The sequence below is a fragment of the Ruegeria sp. H9 genome (genome assembly GCF_056532915.1).
This window is the reverse complement of record NZ_JBQFNX010000001.1, coordinates 369,914-384,496: the sequence shown is the minus strand read 5'-3', so window position 1 is coordinate 384,496 and position 14,583 is coordinate 369,914. Positions and strand designations below refer to the sequence as shown.

The following is a 14,583-nucleotide window of genomic DNA, read 5'->3' as shown; positions in this document are numbered from 1 at the left end:
CTTGTCAACTAACATGTTAGAATGCTAACTTATGCAGTATGAACAAACACCAAGATATTGATGCCGAACTGTTGCCCGAGATCACAACGATCGAAGGACCGCTCGCTCAGCGGGTTCACCACTCATTGAAGCAGGCGATTCTCTCACTGGATTTCCCACCCGGAGCGAACCTCAGGAAGGCACCTGTGTGTGAAAGATTGGGTGTGTCGCGCGCACCTGTGGCCGATGCGATCGCGCGTTTGGCCTCGGAAGGTCTGGTGGATGTAGTGCCGCAATCAGGCACTCGCGTATCCTACTTTTCGATGGACGAGATCCGCGAAGGCGTATTCCTGCGTGAAGCGCTTGAACTCGCAACTGTCGCCAAAGTCGCGCGCGACATAACCGACGTTCAGCGTAAAAGGTTAAGCCGCAACATGCGTCTGCAGGAACTGTTGATTATGGATGATGATATCCCAGGCTTTTATCAGGCTGATGAAGAGTTCCACAGTCTTCTGATGGAATTTACAGGCTTCCGCCGCCTCGCCGACGTTGCCCAAACCGTTTCCTTACAGGTCAGTCGCGCACGCATGCTATTGCTGCCCACCCCTGGCCGGATCGCTGAAACACTGGCAGAACACAGGGCCATTTTCGAGGCAATCAGCAATCGCGACGAACAGGCCGCGCAGGTCGCTATGCGCGCCCACCTCGGGCAGTTGATGCCGCGCATTGAGCAGTTGGAGCAACTGAAGCCGCATCTGTTCAACCTCACCCCACAGCTGAATAGCGAGGCAGGATGACCGTTTCCCAAACAGAATTACTGAACAACCGGACCACGCGGCCCGTTCCCCTGACCCGCATGGGGTTCGGTGGGGCACCATTGGGGAACCTGTACCGAAAAGTCTCGGACGAGGACGCGCAGGCGGCATTGCAGACCGCCTATGACGCAGGCATCCGTTTTTTCGACACAGCGCCGCAATACGGGCTTGGCCGATCAGAGCATCGGTTTGGGCAGGCGATTGGTCGGTTCGGGCGCGAAAACATCCAGCTTTCAACCAAGATCGGTCGCCTGTTACTGGATTGCGAACCGCATGAAGTAACGCCCGAAGCTTTCGTCGATGTACCGCAGAAACGGATCGTGTTTGACTATACCTATGACGGCGTAATGCGGTCTTACGAGGCAAGCCGCAACAGGATCGGTGTCGCCAATTCTGACATTCTTCTGGTCCATGATGTCTGTGTCTTCAGCCAAGGCAGCCAAGAGGTTTCGGACGCCAAGGTGCGTGAACTGTTTGATGGCGGAGGTTACAAGGCTTTGACCGAGCTGCGCGATGCGGGTGAAATCGCAGCAATCGGCGCAGGTGTAAACGAATGGCAGGTTTGCGAGAAACTTCTTGGGCTGGGCGACTTCGACGGGTTCCTTTTGGCTGGGCGCTATACATTGCTTGAACAAGAGGCCCTCGACAGTTTCCTGCCACTCTGCGAGCAGCGCGATGTCGGGATCATCCTCGGAGGACCTTACAATTCAGGCATTCTCGCGACCGGAGCAGTGCCCGGCGCCAAGTACAATTATGCTGACGCGCCCGAAGACATTCTGGACCGGGTTCGCAAAATCGAAGCCGTTTGCGCGGCGCACGACACTCCGTTGATTGCTGCAGCACTGCAATTTGTTCTGGGTCATCCTTGCGTCAAAACAGTAGTTCCCGGAGCCGTAAACGCATCCGAAGTCCAATCCAATGTGGCATTGATGGAGCGTGACATTCCCCCGGGCCTGTGGGCGGACCTACGATCCGAAGGTCTGATCCGACCGGATGCGCCTCTGCCAAGCGAGACTGCAGATGCTGCGTAACATCGATCCGATCCTGTCGCCGGAGTTGCTTTTCACCCTCAGGGCCATGGGCCACGGGGATGAGATTGTTATCGCAGATGCGAATTTTCCGGGCACCAGCATGGGACCAGACTGCATCAGGGCCGATGGGTCTACAGCCAGTGAAATGTTGAAGGCCGTACTTTCTGTGATGCCTTTGGATACGTTCGTTCCTGATCCGGCGTTGACCATGCAGGTTGTCGGCGACGCAGAGGCGGTTCCCGACGCAGTCGCGGACTTTCAACGCATCATCGACACGACCGCCGACAACCCGGCCAAAGTTCAGGGCTTGGAACGGTTTGCATTCTACGAGCGTGCGGCCAACGCGTTTGCCATCGTTCAAACGGGCGAACGCAGGCTTTATGGCAACATCATCCTGAAAAAGGGTGTGATCGCATGAGGATCGACGCGCATCAGCATTTCTGGGCTTTGGCGCGCTGCGACTATGGCTGGCTGACGCCCGATCTGGACACGATCTACCGGGATTTCACGCCGGACGATCTAATGCCCCTGCTTAAGGCTGCCGGGATCGATGGCACAGTCCTTGTCCAGGCGGCGCCCACTGTGGCTGAGACGGAATACATGCTCTCGCTGGCCGACCAGAATGCGTTTATCAAAGGTGTTGTCGGCTGGGTTGATTTTGAAGCCGATGATGTTGGCTCACAGATTTCTGCGTTAGACGCCCATCCGGCACTGGTCGGTCTTCGTCCGATGATACAGGACATCGCTGACCCTCTGTGGATGCTCGGCGACACGCTGCCTCCAGCTTTCGAGGCTGTCCAACGGCATGACCTGACATTCGATGCATTGACCTTGCCCCAACATCTGGGCCCGCTCAGACAACTTCTGGAACGCCATCCGAAAATGCGTGTAGTCGTCGACCATGGCTCGAAACCGCTGATCAAAGACGCAATCTTGGGTGACTGGTCCGACAACATGACCGCATTGGCCCGAGATACAACTGCATGGTGCAAGCTTTCAGGCCTTGTGACTGAGGCTGCTAAAGACTGGACGATCGACGATCTGCGCCCGTACGTGGATCACCTGCTGAACACCTTCGGTCCATCGCGTCTGATCTGGGGTAGCGATTGGCCAGTTTGCACCTTGGCCAGTAGCTATGAGCGCTGGTGTGAAACCACCGACATGTTGCTGAAACATCTGAGCAGCGCAGAACGACAGGCAATAATGGGTGGCAACGCCGCCCGCGCCTACAACCTCAGGAATTAAAATGACCATAGGTACATTGGATTCGAACGGGCTGTGGCTCGGCCGTATTGAGCGCGGTGGAATCGGCCCCAGCGTGGTGACCCTGCGCAATGGGCGGATTATCGATATCACGTCAAAAACGGCACCAACTGTCAGGGACATTCTGGAACGCGACGATGAAGCAGATCATGTGCGCAACGCTCAAGGTGAAGATATCGGCCCTTTGGACGCCGACCACCAATGGCTGGCCCCGTGTGACCTGCAGGCGGTCAAGGCCTGTGGTGTCACATTTGCCGGGTCCATGGTCGAACGCGTAATCGAGGAACAAGCCGCCGGTGATCCTGCCAAAGCCGACGCGATCCGGGCGCGCATCGGAGACCGGATCGGAGACAGCCTCTCGAACATCGTACCTGGATCGGACGCGGCCGCAGAGGTCAAAGAAGCACTGATCGCTGAAGGCCTCTGGAGCCAGTATCTGGAAGTCGGGATCGGCCCCGATGCCGAGGTGTTCTCCAAAGCACAAGTTTTGTCTTCGGTCGGGTTTGGTTCAGAAATCGGTCTTCACCCGATTTCGACCTGGAACAACCCCGAGCCCGAAGTCGTTCTGGCCGTTACTTCTAAGGGCGAGATTAAGGGCGCTACGCTGGGGAACGACGTCAACCTGCGTGACGTTGAAGGTCGTTCGGCTTTATTGCTGAGCAAAGCAAAGGACAACAATGCCTCTTGCGCGATCGGACCGATGATCCGGTTGTTCGATGATGGGTTCACACTGGACGATGTACGCCAGGCTGAACTTGCGCTGACCGTGACCGGATCGGATGGATTTGTGCTGAACGGAAGCTCATCTATGTCCCAGATCAGTCGCGATCCTGCAGACCTTGTGAAGCAGACTATCGGGCGCCATCACCAATATCCTGATGGGCTGATGCTTTTCCTTGGCACCCTGTTCGCCCCGACCCAAGACCGTGACACACCTGGCGGTGGGTTCACTCACAAAATTGGCGATGTCGTCACTATCTCCAATACACGCCTTGGAGCGCTGACAAACACCGTGCGCCTGTCGACGGAATGCCCCGAATGGACCTTTGGGGCATCACACCTGATGCGAAACCTCGCCCATCGCGGCCTGCTGTAAGAGAGAACGAATATGTTGACCGGAAAACACCTGATAGCTGGCGAATGGATCGGCGCAGACACCACTTTTGCGTCAGAACCAGCGCATGGACCAAGCCATGACTTTTCTGTGGGGACAGCGGCGATGATTGATAACGCGGTGGAGGCAGCAGAGTCGGCATTTGCCACTTTCGGGTGGTCCTCTCGTACCGAACGTGCCGCGCTGTTGCGCAAGATCGCAGATGAGATTGATGCCCGCGGGGATGCCATCACCGAAATCGGCACTCAGGAAACCGGCTTGCCCGAGGCGCGCCTGCAGGGGGAACGTGGCCGTACCGTCGGCCAGCTGCGCCTCTTCGCCGATCACATCGAAGCGGGTAATTATCTGGACATGCGCCATGACCCGGCCATGCCGGATCGTACACCCCTGCCCCGCCCCGACTTGCGCATGATCCAGCGCCCGCTGGGTCCTGTTGCGGTGTTCGGCGCGTCGAACTTCCCATTGGCCTTCTCGGTTGCTGGGGGCGATACCGCCGCGGCACTGGCCGCAGGATGTCCGGTTGTCGTTAAAGGCCATTCGGCCCATCCCGGCACGGGCGAGATCGTGGCGCAGGCCATCGACGCCGCCATCAAGGCGACCGGAGTTCATCCCGGAGTGTTTTCATTGGTACAGGGTGGCAAACGGGATGTGGGCACGCGATTGGTGCAACATCCCTTGATCCGGGCGGTTGGCTTTACGGGCAGCCTCGGAGGTGGACGGGCGCTGTTCGATTTATGCGCGCAACGCGATGAACCCATTCCGTTTTTTGGCGAACTGGGTTCAGTCAATCCGATGTTCATACTGCCGCAAGCGGCGGCCGCGCGCGGTGCTGAAATCGGCAATGGCTGGGCCGCGTCCCTAACCATGGGCGCTGGACAGTTCTGCACCAACCCCGGTATCGCCGTGATCATCGACGGTCCTGATGCTGACGCGTTTCAAGCAGCGGCAGAGGCTGGCCTGTCTTCGGTGGCCGAGCAGACAATGCTGACCGATGGAATTGCGGAGGCATACCGAAACGGAGTTTCGCGTGTAGCTGCTGGTACCGGTGTATCGAAGATTATCGGCACAAGCTGCAAGTCACGCGATGCGGCCCCATACCTGTTCACTGTTTCAGGTGATGACTGGCTCGCCAATCGGAAGCTGCAAGAAGAAGTCTTCGGACCATTGGGCATCATCGTACGCGTGAACGACAGCTCTCAGATGCAACAGATCGCGCGGGCCATCGAAGGGCAGTTGACCTGCACACTACATCTGGACGCTGGCGACAAACCCGACGCTCAGGCACTGCTACCGCTGCTTGAACGAAAGGCTGGGCGATTGTTGGCCAACAGCTTTCCGACCGGGGTCGAAGTTTGCGACAGCATGGTTCACGGAGGCCCCTACCCCGCCTCAACCAACTTTGGCGCAACATCCGTGGGAACATTGTCGATACGCCGTTTCCTGCGGCCGGTTTGTTATCAGGACATCCCATCCGAGCTTCTACCCGAGATATTGTGAGGTTGTTCATGTCGACAATCAACCCATCCAACCGGCTTGCAGATAAGACCGCTCTCATCACAGCAGCTGGCCAAGGCATTGGCCGTGCAACCGCCGAATTGTTCGCTGCCGAAGGCGCACGGGTGATAGCCAGCGACATCAACGATGCTGCGCTTGCCGAATTGGGCGGTATTCCGGGTATCGAACCGCTGCAACTGGACGTAATGGACGATAAGGCCGTTACAGATGCAGCGGTCAATCTGCCGCAACTGGACATTCTGTTTAACTGCGCAGGTTATGTAGCGGGGGGATCAATTCTTGAATGCACTGAAAAGGATTGGGATTTCAGCTTTGACTTCAACGTAAAGGCCATGTTCAGACTGATCCAACTGACTCTACCCGGAATGCTGAAAGCAGGCGGAGGATCGATCATCAATATGTCGTCGGTCGCATCGTCCATGAAAGGCGTGCCCAACCGATTTGCGTATTGCGCGTCAAAAGCAGCGGTGATTGGCCTGACCAAGTCTGTGGCAGCCGATTTTGTGACCCAGGGCATTCGGTGCAACGCGATTTGTCCAGGTACGGTGGACAGCCCCAGCCTGCATGACCGGCTTCGCACCACCGGGGATTATGAGCAGGCAATGACTGATTTCATCGCCCGTCAACCGATGGGCCGTATTGGCACAGCGGAAGAGATCGCTGAACTGGCTCTGTATTTGGCCAGTGATGCCAGCAAATACACTTCGGGCCAGCCCTTTGCCATAGATGGCGGCTGGACGATCTGAGCAGGAAGGACCTGACAATGAAACTACTACGCTATGGTCCGAAGGGCGCTGAGAAACCCGGCATTTTGGCCTCAGACGGCTCGGTTCGCGACCTTTCCGGTGTGGTGGATGATATCTCAGGCGATACTCTTGGCGATGTCGTTCTTGAAAAGCTCCGCGCACTAGATTTGGCCAGCCTGCCATTGGTAGACAGCAACCCGCGCATCGGTCCTTGCGTTGGCAATGTTGGAAAGTTCATATGCATTGGCCTGAATTATGCTGATCACGCAGCAGAAAGCGGCATGGAATTGCCTGCTGAGCCCGTGATCTTCTTCAAAGCCACCTCGGCCATCGCCGGCCCCGACGATACCGTAGAAATCCCGCGCGGATCGGTCAAAACCGATTGGGAAGTTGAGCTGGGCGTCGTTATCGGCAAAAAGGCCAAATATGTCTCTGAGGCGGAAGCCATAGACCACGTCGCCGGCTACTGCGTAGTGAACGATTTGTCAGAACGTGACTTTCAGCTTCATCGCTCTGGCCAATGGGTCAAAGGAAAGTCTGCGGACACGTTCGGCCCAATTGGCCCCTGGCTGGTAACACGAGACGAAGTCCCCGACCCGCAGAACCTTCCGATGTATCTTGAGGTAAACGGGCACCGATATCAGGACGGATCAACCAAAACGATGCATTTTGGCGTAGCGACGGTCATCTCGCATCTGTCGCAATTTATGTCTTTGCAACCCGGTGACGTAATTTCTACAGGCACACCCCCGGGTGTTGGTATGGGACAGAACCCGCAGACCTACTTGAATCCCGGCGACAAAATGGAGCTTGGTATTCAGGGTCTGGGCACGCAACGTCAGAACGTCATCCAGGGATGAGATCGCGCTGTTGGCAAATGCCATATGTAGCCTTGAAGAAACAAAAGTAAGCGAGAAGGTTTTGTCTCAGATAACGCCGCCCGTATACTGATTATCTATCAGGCCAGTATATATTCTTATAGGCGCTTCTCGCGCGATTAATCCGGTATTTGTAGTATCGGATCAGGTTACCGAACATCTTTCTGGTTGCTTCGGGCGTTTCAATACTGAGAAGAGTCATTGTTTTTTTAGCAAGCTTTAACAAAGCCTGTCCTTAAATCACGATTCAGCAGGCCCCTAAGCCGGCTAGATGGGGCGCCTTCGCATTAAAGTAGGCAGACCGATACAGCTCTTAATAATACTTATTAAAGTATTTTGCACACTACGCCCAAATGACCTTCTACTCGGTCAATCATTCAACCCATCGCCGCCCTTTCTTTGGCTAGCCACAGCGCAATCATATCCCTCATTGATAGGTGCTCACGGCCAATCCGTTATATGCTCACGCGCCTCGAATATGTTTCGGTACGCTATGTTGGTCTTCCCGTTGAAATGTAGTGCCGGGGCGCTCGAAGATAGAAGCGATCGCGTCGTCCCTGCCCTGCCGCGAAAACTGTGTATCTGTTCAGCCGCGACTAACTACATAAATTGTAGATTATCTGCCCTAGTTCCATATCAATACGTTAAGAAACCTTCTACTGATGGCCTGAACTTTTAGTCGTCAACTCTGCTCGGAACATACCTGCCCGAACTACAAAACAAGAATTTGAGGCCGGGCGGTAAAAGCTAAGCGTTTAGATGGTCTCCCAGGGTACCGTATTACACGATTGGTCTGTTTGTGCAAAAAAACGGCGCTGAAATTAACCAGCGCCGCGCTTCGGATCTATCTCGCTAAGCCCGTCTTACCCGTGGGTAAGATCGTCTTCTTCTCGCAGATCCTCGATCAAGGTGGCCACAGCACGTTCTAATTTCGCCCTATCGACACGGGTAAAATCGAGATCATAGCGAAGTTCGATCCTTCCGCTGGATGCAGAACACTTTGCAATCCCTGCCCTGCCCCTTACCTGAAACGTTGTCTTCGCGCGGCGTGGTTTACCAACGGCTTCAGCCTTTGGCTTGGCGGCGGTCGCATTTTCGATTGTGAGAAAATCGCGAAGAATGGCCACTTCGCGCACGCTGTCGCGATTTGGTTCATTCACCAAAGCCGTACTGACTCGTCGGATCAATCCGGGATCAGAGTCGAGCTTTCGTTTGAGCTCAACACCCACATTCCGTGGAATATCGTTTGGGTGCATAAGAACCTTTTCCAACATGGCCAGCAAACTCGCAAACGCCCGAATATAGCTGCGCTTGGTATAGCTTGCAGATTTGAACAAGGTTGAAACCGCTTTGTCGACATCCGGACAATCATTGGCCGGGTCTTGCGCATAGGCACGTGCGAGCGCGCCCATTTCCGCAAACGAGATATCCTTTCGGATCAGGTTTTCATCGACCATGCGACGATAGCTTTCATCCAGCTCGGCGACGTCAGAAACACCGGCCGGTATCGTCGCAAATCGCGCGTCGCCAGTTTCCTCAAGTAATGCGCGAAATGCCGATAATCTGCGCATTCCTTGAATTAACTCAAAGCGTCCATCGTTGCGGCGCTCGACCCGGATCGGGTTCGAAAGACCTACATCCTGAATAGAAGCCTTCAACTCATCCAACTCAGGATCAGGGCCAGGCTTGCGGTCGCGCGTCAGGCGCTCGGTAACAACATCCGCCAATGCGATCTGTTCAGTAACATACCCTTCTGAACGTAGTCGCACAAGCTCGTGCGCTAACCTGTCATTTTCGACTCTGATTGCATCTTCGGTAGTTTGCTGGTCGCGTAGCGCATTAGCGTTCTCGGAGATTGCAGTGGCCATCGGTCCGCGCCTTTTCTCAAGCGCTTTATCCGGAATCTTGCCAACCGGGATTTCTTCCATCGCTGGCATATCGATATCGAACATTCTGCGTTTTCGGCTCATACGTCATCCTCCAGCTTGTCCCAGGCCGATAGCATGACGCCCCGGAATTCATCATAAACATTATCAAATGTCGAACGCGCACGACGCCAGGTTTCCCTCGTCATCTCACGGTAATCCATCTCATAAACTGAACTCAGGAACCGACCAGATTGCTCGACCGCACGCGTCATCTCGACCGGGTGCTCGGCGAGGTGCTCACCAAAGACTTTGCGGAATGCGTCATACATCGCTGTGTGCAGTGCATTCCCCGGTTCATAGCGCGTAAGCAAAAACCGAATTTCGCAGAATGTCTTGGGTAAACCAATCTTACCCGTGGGTAAGGTCTTGTCGAAACCATAGGCCAGATCTTCGAGGGCTTCAGCCAACTGTCCAATGAATGAGGTGGTTGAATCGTATTCCCAGTATCCGGGCCCCGACGGGATATACAACATGTCTGCTGCGAACACCGCATTCATCGATTGGTATCCTATCGCAGGCGGGCAATCGAACAGGATCAGGTCATAAGCATCATTCGGTATTTGATCCAGATAGCGGGACACAGCTGCAAAAAAAGACCACTCAGGATTCAGGTGCCGATATTGTGCTGATGCGAATTCGACGAAAGCAGCGTTGGCGCAAGAAGGTATCGCATCAATCGTTGACCACGAGGTCTGCTTGACAAAATCAGAAATGCGCAGTTCGCCGAGGCCCATATCCGTTATAGAAGGTGGTAATTCTCGGCGGGGCAGGGCGGTTCCTGACTCCGCAGCCGCAGGGCGGTTATTCATGCGCTCGGTTTCACGGATTAGATCCCGCGCCATGATACCCCAGACGGTGAAATCTTCAGCGACATCGGTCAGACCCATCGAATGGCTGAGCGTCGCCTGAGGGTCAAAATCCACCACTAATACTCGGTAGCCGTCCAGAGCAGCGGCGTGCGCAAGATGCAACGCCACGGTCGACTTGCCAGCCCCCCCTTTGAAATTGGCAACAGCGGCCCGAACCGCCCGCTTGCCCGCAGGGCGTGGGGGAGTGAGCGCTTTGCGATTAACCTTAAGCCGCCGCCTGAGCTCATTTACCTCTTCCAGACTAAACCAACGCTGCCGCCCATCAGGCTCAACCTCGCCTCCTGGCAATGAAGGATCGGCGGCCAGCTTTCCTCGGAAAGTCGATTGGTTCACCTTAAAGATCAGCTCGGACACCTCCCAGCTTGAGAACCGCCTTAGCGTCTTCTCCATCTCAGGGCTGAAAGTCTGCTGGCGAATCCAGCCCTGCAATTTCAGGGACTGGGTGCGCAATGCATTCAGGTCTTCGTGCGTGTACATGCCTCAGTTCTCATTCTTCTGGACGTTATTTTTCTCTCTTTTGTTATTTACGCCCGATTTGCATATTTGGCAAAAGAAATTATTGTAAGGTTGTGATGTTACCCACGGGTAAGAAAATATGGCCGTATCTAGTGTTGACCGATTCGGAACGCTGCTTCTTTCTGCGATCGTCCTGAATTCGGATATCGTACCAGATTTAGGGGGACACAACTCAAGCAAATACGGCATATAGGGGGACATTATTGCTCGATAAGGGGACACCCAGTATGTCCCCCATCACCATAAATTCACCTATTTCTTTTATTTTTTGATAGCGAATAGCAGCTACCAAATAGCGTGTTCTCAACGAACTCTTGACAGAATCGAAGTATTGGACGCTAATCAGTGAACAATCACGAAAAGCGTTGGGAAACGGCGCGATTACGGCGGGATCAACCCGCATGAGGCAAAAAAGAGCGGTGAGGAAACGGATGCAGGTTGCGAAACCGGTCGGGCGAAATGCGCCTGCACTGAAGTACGATATCTTGTCGGCGCTCGCCGTTCACGCCTTATCAGGTGACAAGCATCGTCATCGCAGTGTTCTTCGCATCATGACATTAATTACCACGCGCTATAACTGGCGCTCCAATGAACTGTCGATTGGTCGGGAAGAGATCGCTCGGTTGTGGTCCGTGAACGAACGCACAGTTAAACGTGAGATGGCTAAGCTGCGCAGCGCAGGCTGGATTGCGGTCAAACGACCCGCCGCTCGGGGTCGGGTTGCGGTTTATGAACTCGACCTCAAGCAGATCATGCTGGACACAATGGAAACCTGGCCCGTCATCGGGACGGATTTCCAAGAACGAATGCAGCAGAAGCCAGAGCGCGATACCAATGTTGTGCCATTTCAGTCAAAGCCATCGATCCCGCCCCCACAGGGTGAAGACGTTTGGGCACAGGTTCAATCGATCCTACATGAGCGTGACCCAGAACTTTGGTCCAGTTGGTTCAAGCATCTGAACGAAGCCGAAAGGGCAGGGGGCCTGGCGACTCTGATTGCACCAACGCGTTTTATGGCGGATTACATTGCACAGAAATGGTCGGGGAGGGTTTTGGCCGCTTATTCGCGTGTAGACCCTTCGGTTCGAACAATCCGCATTGAAGCGGCAGAATAGGGCGCGGGCTTGCTCAACTGGCAACAGGCGACTATCTAGCGGAAACTGTTTATGAGCGCGTCAAATGTGACATAGCTCGATCCTGATCACAGTGGACATGTGCATTGCAAAAGATCAAATCAAAATTTGCGGCCGTATTGAGTGATTCCGTCCTGTGGCGACTGCTCTCCGAAAATATGCGCGAGCAAGTGGTCCCTTATACGATCGCGATCATCGCGATGGTATTTGTTGCGGCAACCACAGCAGGTATCGCCTTTATCATGCGTGATGTGGTGGATTCGCTGTTTGACAGTGAAAACTCAGCCAAGATTTTTGGCGTTTCGATGACCGTGTTCACGATTTTCCTGGTCAAAGGCATTGCAACCTACGTCCAGATTGTGGCCCTTACACGTGCTGGGAACCGGATTGTCTCGAAACAGCAGATCAAGCTTTACGACAAGCTTTTGCGGCAAGGGGTGTCATTCTTCAATTTGACCGAAAGCTCGGATCTGTTGTTGAAGGTGACGCAAACGGCCCTTGCTGCGCGCACTGTGATCGAGATCATGGTTACTACCGCTGTTCGTGACATGCTCACCCTGATCGGATTGCTCGCCGTGATGTTCTATCAGCAGCCAATCTTGTCGCTCTTTACCCTGATCGTCGGCCCTTTGGCGATTCTAGGCGTTCGGAAGCTTCTCCGCAAAGTTCGAGAGATTGCTGATATGGAACTGCAGGGGATGGGAACGATCATGAAGGTCATTCAGGAAACCTCGGCAGGTATTCGCGTGGTTAAGTCCTTCGGGCTGGAGGAACGCATGGCCCTCGAGATGAATTCGGCGGTGAAAAGCGTTGAGAAGCGCCGCAACAAGCTTGCGCGTCTGCAAGCTGCGACGAGCCCGCTGACGGATATATTGGCCGGTTTTGCAATCGCCTCGGTCATCGGATTGAGCGCTGGCAAGCTGTTTGGCGCTGCAGCGTCCACTCCGGGTGAACTGATGTCATTCGTGACAGCTGTGATGATGGCTTATGAGCCCGCGAAGCGCTTGACCAAAGTGCGGGTTAAAATGGAGCTGGGTCTGCGCCGGGTGCAAATGCTGTTCAATATGTTGGACGAGCCGGATACCCTACCGGAAGAGGCCAATCCCAAAAGCCTGCCCGACGGCCCGCGAGAGGTCGTGTTTGACGACGTTACATTCGGGTATCGCCGCAGCGATCCGATTCTGAAGGGTCTTTCGCTTACATTCGAAGCCGGACAAACCACCGCTCTCGTTGGTCTGTCCGGCGGCGGCAAGTCGACCATTCTGAATTTGGCCCTGCGCCTCTATGACCCGACCAGTGGTTCGGTATCGATCGATGGTCAGGATATCAAATACGCCTCGTTCAAATCACTGCGCCAGAACATGTCGTTCGTCGGGCAAGAGACGTTTCTGTTTTCGGCCTCAATCGCCGACAACATCCGATTTGGCCGTGAGGGTGCCTCGCAAGACGACGTGATCGAGGCTGCCAAGGCCGCGAATGCCTATGACTTCATCATGTCGCTTGAGAAAGGCTTTGACACTCTGGTTGGTGAAAATGGTGCCTTCCTGTCCGGTGGTCAAAAACAGCGCCTTGCGATTGCGCGCGCGCTTCTGCGCGACAGCCCGATCCTGCTGCTGGACGAACCAACTAGTGCGCTGGACTCGCGGTCGGAACATCTGGTTCAGGAAGCCTTGGGCCGCCTGACCGAAGGGCGTACGACAATCATCGTGGCTCACAGGCTTTCAACCATCATGCATGCGGACAAGATCGTCGTGATTGAGGCTGGTGAAGTTCTTGAGCAGGGCAGCGCCCAACAGTTGCTGAAGAAACCGGGGCCATTCAAAACCCTGTATGACCATCAGTACTCGAACGCCGTCAATGCCGAATGATCCCGACGTGATCCAACGGCCTGACATTACACAGGCGCGTTCGCCCCTGAGCGCGTCAGTGATCATCCCGACCTATCAAAGCTGGGACCAATTGCAGCTTTGTCTGGATGGGCTCGCCTCTCAGACACTGAACACAAACCAGTTCGAGATACTTGCAGTCAACAATGACCCGACCGACCCCATGCCCAACGGGTTTCGCCTGCCCGCCAACGCCCGCATTCTAAGTGAGGCAAAACCCGGCTCATACGCAGCGCGCAACCGAGGAATCGAAGAAGCCGCCTCGGAGCTGCTGTTTTTCACCGACTCCGATTGTCAGCCTGACCCGCTCTATCTAGAGGCCGGGTTGAAAATAGCCGAAGACCACCCCGAGGTTAATCGCTTTGGCGGCAATGTTGTGCTGATCCCGAACGGGCAGGATTGGAAGACGACCGAACTCTATGATGTTCATTTGGGGTTAGAGCAAAAAAAATGGGTGGAACGGGGGCGTGCGGTTACGGCCAATCTGATCGTACGGCGGGAGCTTATGGATCGCATCGGTCGGTTCAACGACACGGTGTTGTCCGGCGGGGACATGGAATGGAATGATCGTGCTCAATCTGCGGGCGAAGCGATTGTGTTTGCCGAAGACGCCATCGTCCGTCATCCGGCGCGCGACAGTCTTGAGGATCACATCACCAAAGCCCGTCGTATTGAGGGGGCTAGGCTGCGCCGCAATGCCAAGCGCGGCATCGTAAATTACATCCCGCCTGTGCAGAAATTGATCCCTTCCTTCAAGACGTTGAAAAACCTTCTGAGGAATCAGGATCTGTCAACCAAACAGGCTTTTGGTGTGTGGGGCGTTCACTATGTGATCCGCGTCGCAAAAATTACGGAAACCATTCGACTTCTCTGGATGCGGAGGCCTGACCAGCGGAAGTAGTGGCCACTG

The 14,583-nt window shown here is 54.9% G+C and carries 13 protein-coding genes; 11 read left to right on the top strand and 2 right to left on the bottom strand.

Annotated features, from left to right (window positions below; translation table 11 throughout):
* Positions 1–38: 38 nt before the first annotated feature.
* From ACR0CZ_RS01750 to ACR0CZ_RS01715, 8 genes are read left to right on the top strand one after another with little or no spacing between them, the layout of a single operon-like run.
* A complete protein-coding gene (locus ACR0CZ_RS01750) occupies positions 39–776 on the top strand; it encodes a GntR family transcriptional regulator (RefSeq protein WP_170394143.1) in 738 nt (245 codons plus the stop codon).
* The gene (locus tag ACR0CZ_RS01745) at positions 773–1,825 is read left to right on the top strand and encodes an aldo/keto reductase (protein ID WP_170394145.1); all 1,053 of its coding nucleotides are present in this window, start codon (positions 773–775) and stop codon (positions 1,823–1,825) included. The genes ACR0CZ_RS01750 and ACR0CZ_RS01745 overlap by 4 nt, the downstream gene beginning before the upstream one ends.
* On the top strand, positions 1,815–2,243 hold the full coding sequence (locus ACR0CZ_RS01740) for an RbsD/FucU domain-containing protein (protein ID WP_170394147.1): 429 nt from the start codon (positions 1,815–1,817) through the stop codon (positions 2,241–2,243). The genes ACR0CZ_RS01745 and ACR0CZ_RS01740 overlap by 11 nt, the downstream gene beginning before the upstream one ends.
* Entirely contained in the window at positions 2,240–3,070 is an 831-nt protein-coding gene (locus ACR0CZ_RS01735) for an amidohydrolase family protein (protein WP_170394149.1), read from the top strand. The genes ACR0CZ_RS01740 and ACR0CZ_RS01735 overlap by 4 nt, the downstream gene beginning before the upstream one ends.
* 1 nt (position 3,071) lies before the next feature.
* Positions 3,072–4,184, top strand: coding sequence for a fumarylacetoacetate hydrolase family protein (locus ACR0CZ_RS01730; RefSeq protein ID WP_170394151.1), 1,113 nt, complete (start codon positions 3,072–3,074; stop codon positions 4,182–4,184).
* A gap of 12 nt (positions 4,185–4,196) precedes the next feature.
* Complete coding sequence (locus ACR0CZ_RS01725; RefSeq protein WP_170394153.1) at positions 4,197–5,699, top strand: aldehyde dehydrogenase (NADP(+)); 1,503 nt, start codon at positions 4,197–4,199, stop codon at positions 5,697–5,699.
* A gap of 8 nt (positions 5,700–5,707) precedes the next feature.
* Positions 5,708–6,463, top strand: coding sequence for an SDR family oxidoreductase (locus ACR0CZ_RS01720; protein ID WP_480537117.1), 756 nt, complete (start codon positions 5,708–5,710; stop codon positions 6,461–6,463).
* A 17-nt stretch (positions 6,464–6,480) separates the two neighbouring features.
* Positions 6,481–7,323 carry a fumarylacetoacetate hydrolase family protein gene (locus tag ACR0CZ_RS01715; protein ID WP_170394157.1) on the top strand — a complete coding sequence of 281 codons (843 nt, stop codon included), beginning with the start codon at positions 6,481–6,483 and terminating at the stop codon, positions 7,321–7,323.
* Positions 7,324–8,204: 881 nt separating this feature from the next.
* On the opposite strand, the gene ACR0CZ_RS01710 is transcribed toward ACR0CZ_RS01715, so the two are convergent.
* Both ACR0CZ_RS01710 and ACR0CZ_RS01705 read right to left on the bottom strand, forming a co-directional pair.
* Positions 8,205–9,311 carry a ParB N-terminal domain-containing protein gene (locus ACR0CZ_RS01710; RefSeq protein WP_170394159.1) on the bottom strand — a complete coding sequence of 369 codons (1,107 nt, stop codon included), beginning with the start codon at positions 9,309–9,311 and terminating at the stop codon, positions 8,205–8,207.
* The gene (locus tag ACR0CZ_RS01705) at positions 9,308–10,615 is read right to left on the bottom strand and encodes an AAA family ATPase (RefSeq protein ID WP_170394161.1); all 1,308 of its coding nucleotides are present in this window, start codon (positions 10,613–10,615) and stop codon (positions 9,308–9,310) included. Before ACR0CZ_RS01705 ends, ACR0CZ_RS01710 begins: the two co-directional genes overlap by 4 nt.
* 590 nt (positions 10,616–11,205) lie before the next feature.
* On the opposite strand from ACR0CZ_RS01705, the gene ACR0CZ_RS01700 reads away from it, so the two are divergent.
* The 3 genes from ACR0CZ_RS01700 to ACR0CZ_RS01690 all read left to right on the top strand — a co-directional run bounded on the left by ACR0CZ_RS01700 (position 11,206) and on the right by ACR0CZ_RS01690 (position 14,574).
* Complete coding sequence (locus ACR0CZ_RS01700) at positions 11,206–11,769, top strand: DnaA N-terminal domain-containing protein (RefSeq protein WP_480537118.1); 564 nt, start codon at positions 11,206–11,208, stop codon at positions 11,767–11,769.
* A gap of 137 nt (positions 11,770–11,906) precedes the next feature.
* Complete coding sequence (locus ACR0CZ_RS01695) at positions 11,907–13,655, top strand: ABC transporter ATP-binding protein (RefSeq protein ID WP_480502978.1); 1,749 nt, start codon at positions 11,907–11,909, stop codon at positions 13,653–13,655.
* Positions 13,618–14,574 (top strand): glycosyltransferase family 2 protein, encoded by a 957-nt coding sequence (locus ACR0CZ_RS01690; protein ID WP_480537119.1) that lies wholly within the window; start codon positions 13,618–13,620, stop codon positions 14,572–14,574. The genes ACR0CZ_RS01695 and ACR0CZ_RS01690 overlap by 38 nt, the downstream gene beginning before the upstream one ends.
* Positions 14,575–14,583 lie beyond the last annotated feature (9 nt).

Coding starts and splice junctions, on each gene's coding strand:
- ACR0CZ_RS01750 (WP_170394143.1), top strand. CDS start 39: ATGAACAAACACCAAGATATTGATGCCGAACTGTTGCCCGAGATCACA.
- ACR0CZ_RS01725 (WP_170394153.1), top strand. CDS start 4,197: ATGTTGACCGGAAAACACCTGATAGCTGGCGAATGGATCGGCGCAGAC.
- ACR0CZ_RS01700 (WP_480537118.1), top strand. CDS start 11,206: ATGACATTAATTACCACGCGCTATAACTGGCGCTCCAATGAACTGTCG.
- ACR0CZ_RS01690 (WP_480537119.1), top strand. CDS start 13,618: ATGACCATCAGTACTCGAACGCCGTCAATGCCGAATGATCCCGACGTG.
- ACR0CZ_RS01740 (WP_170394147.1), top strand. CDS start 1,815: ATGCTGCGTAACATCGATCCGATCCTGTCGCCGGAGTTGCTTTTCACC.
- ACR0CZ_RS01745 (WP_170394145.1), top strand. CDS start 773: ATGACCGTTTCCCAAACAGAATTACTGAACAACCGGACCACGCGGCCC.
- ACR0CZ_RS01705 (WP_170394161.1), bottom strand. CDS start 10,615: ATGTACACGCACGAAGACCTGAATGCATTGCGCACCCAGTCCCTGAAA.
- ACR0CZ_RS01730 (WP_170394151.1), top strand. CDS start 3,072: ATGACCATAGGTACATTGGATTCGAACGGGCTGTGGCTCGGCCGTATT.
- ACR0CZ_RS01710 (WP_170394159.1), bottom strand. CDS start 9,311: ATGAGCCGAAAACGCAGAATGTTCGATATCGATATGCCAGCGATGGAA.
- ACR0CZ_RS01720 (WP_480537117.1), top strand. CDS start 5,708: ATGTCGACAATCAACCCATCCAACCGGCTTGCAGATAAGACCGCTCTC.
- ACR0CZ_RS01735 (WP_170394149.1), top strand. CDS start 2,240: ATGAGGATCGACGCGCATCAGCATTTCTGGGCTTTGGCGCGCTGCGAC.
- ACR0CZ_RS01715 (WP_170394157.1), top strand. CDS start 6,481: ATGAAACTACTACGCTATGGTCCGAAGGGCGCTGAGAAACCCGGCATT.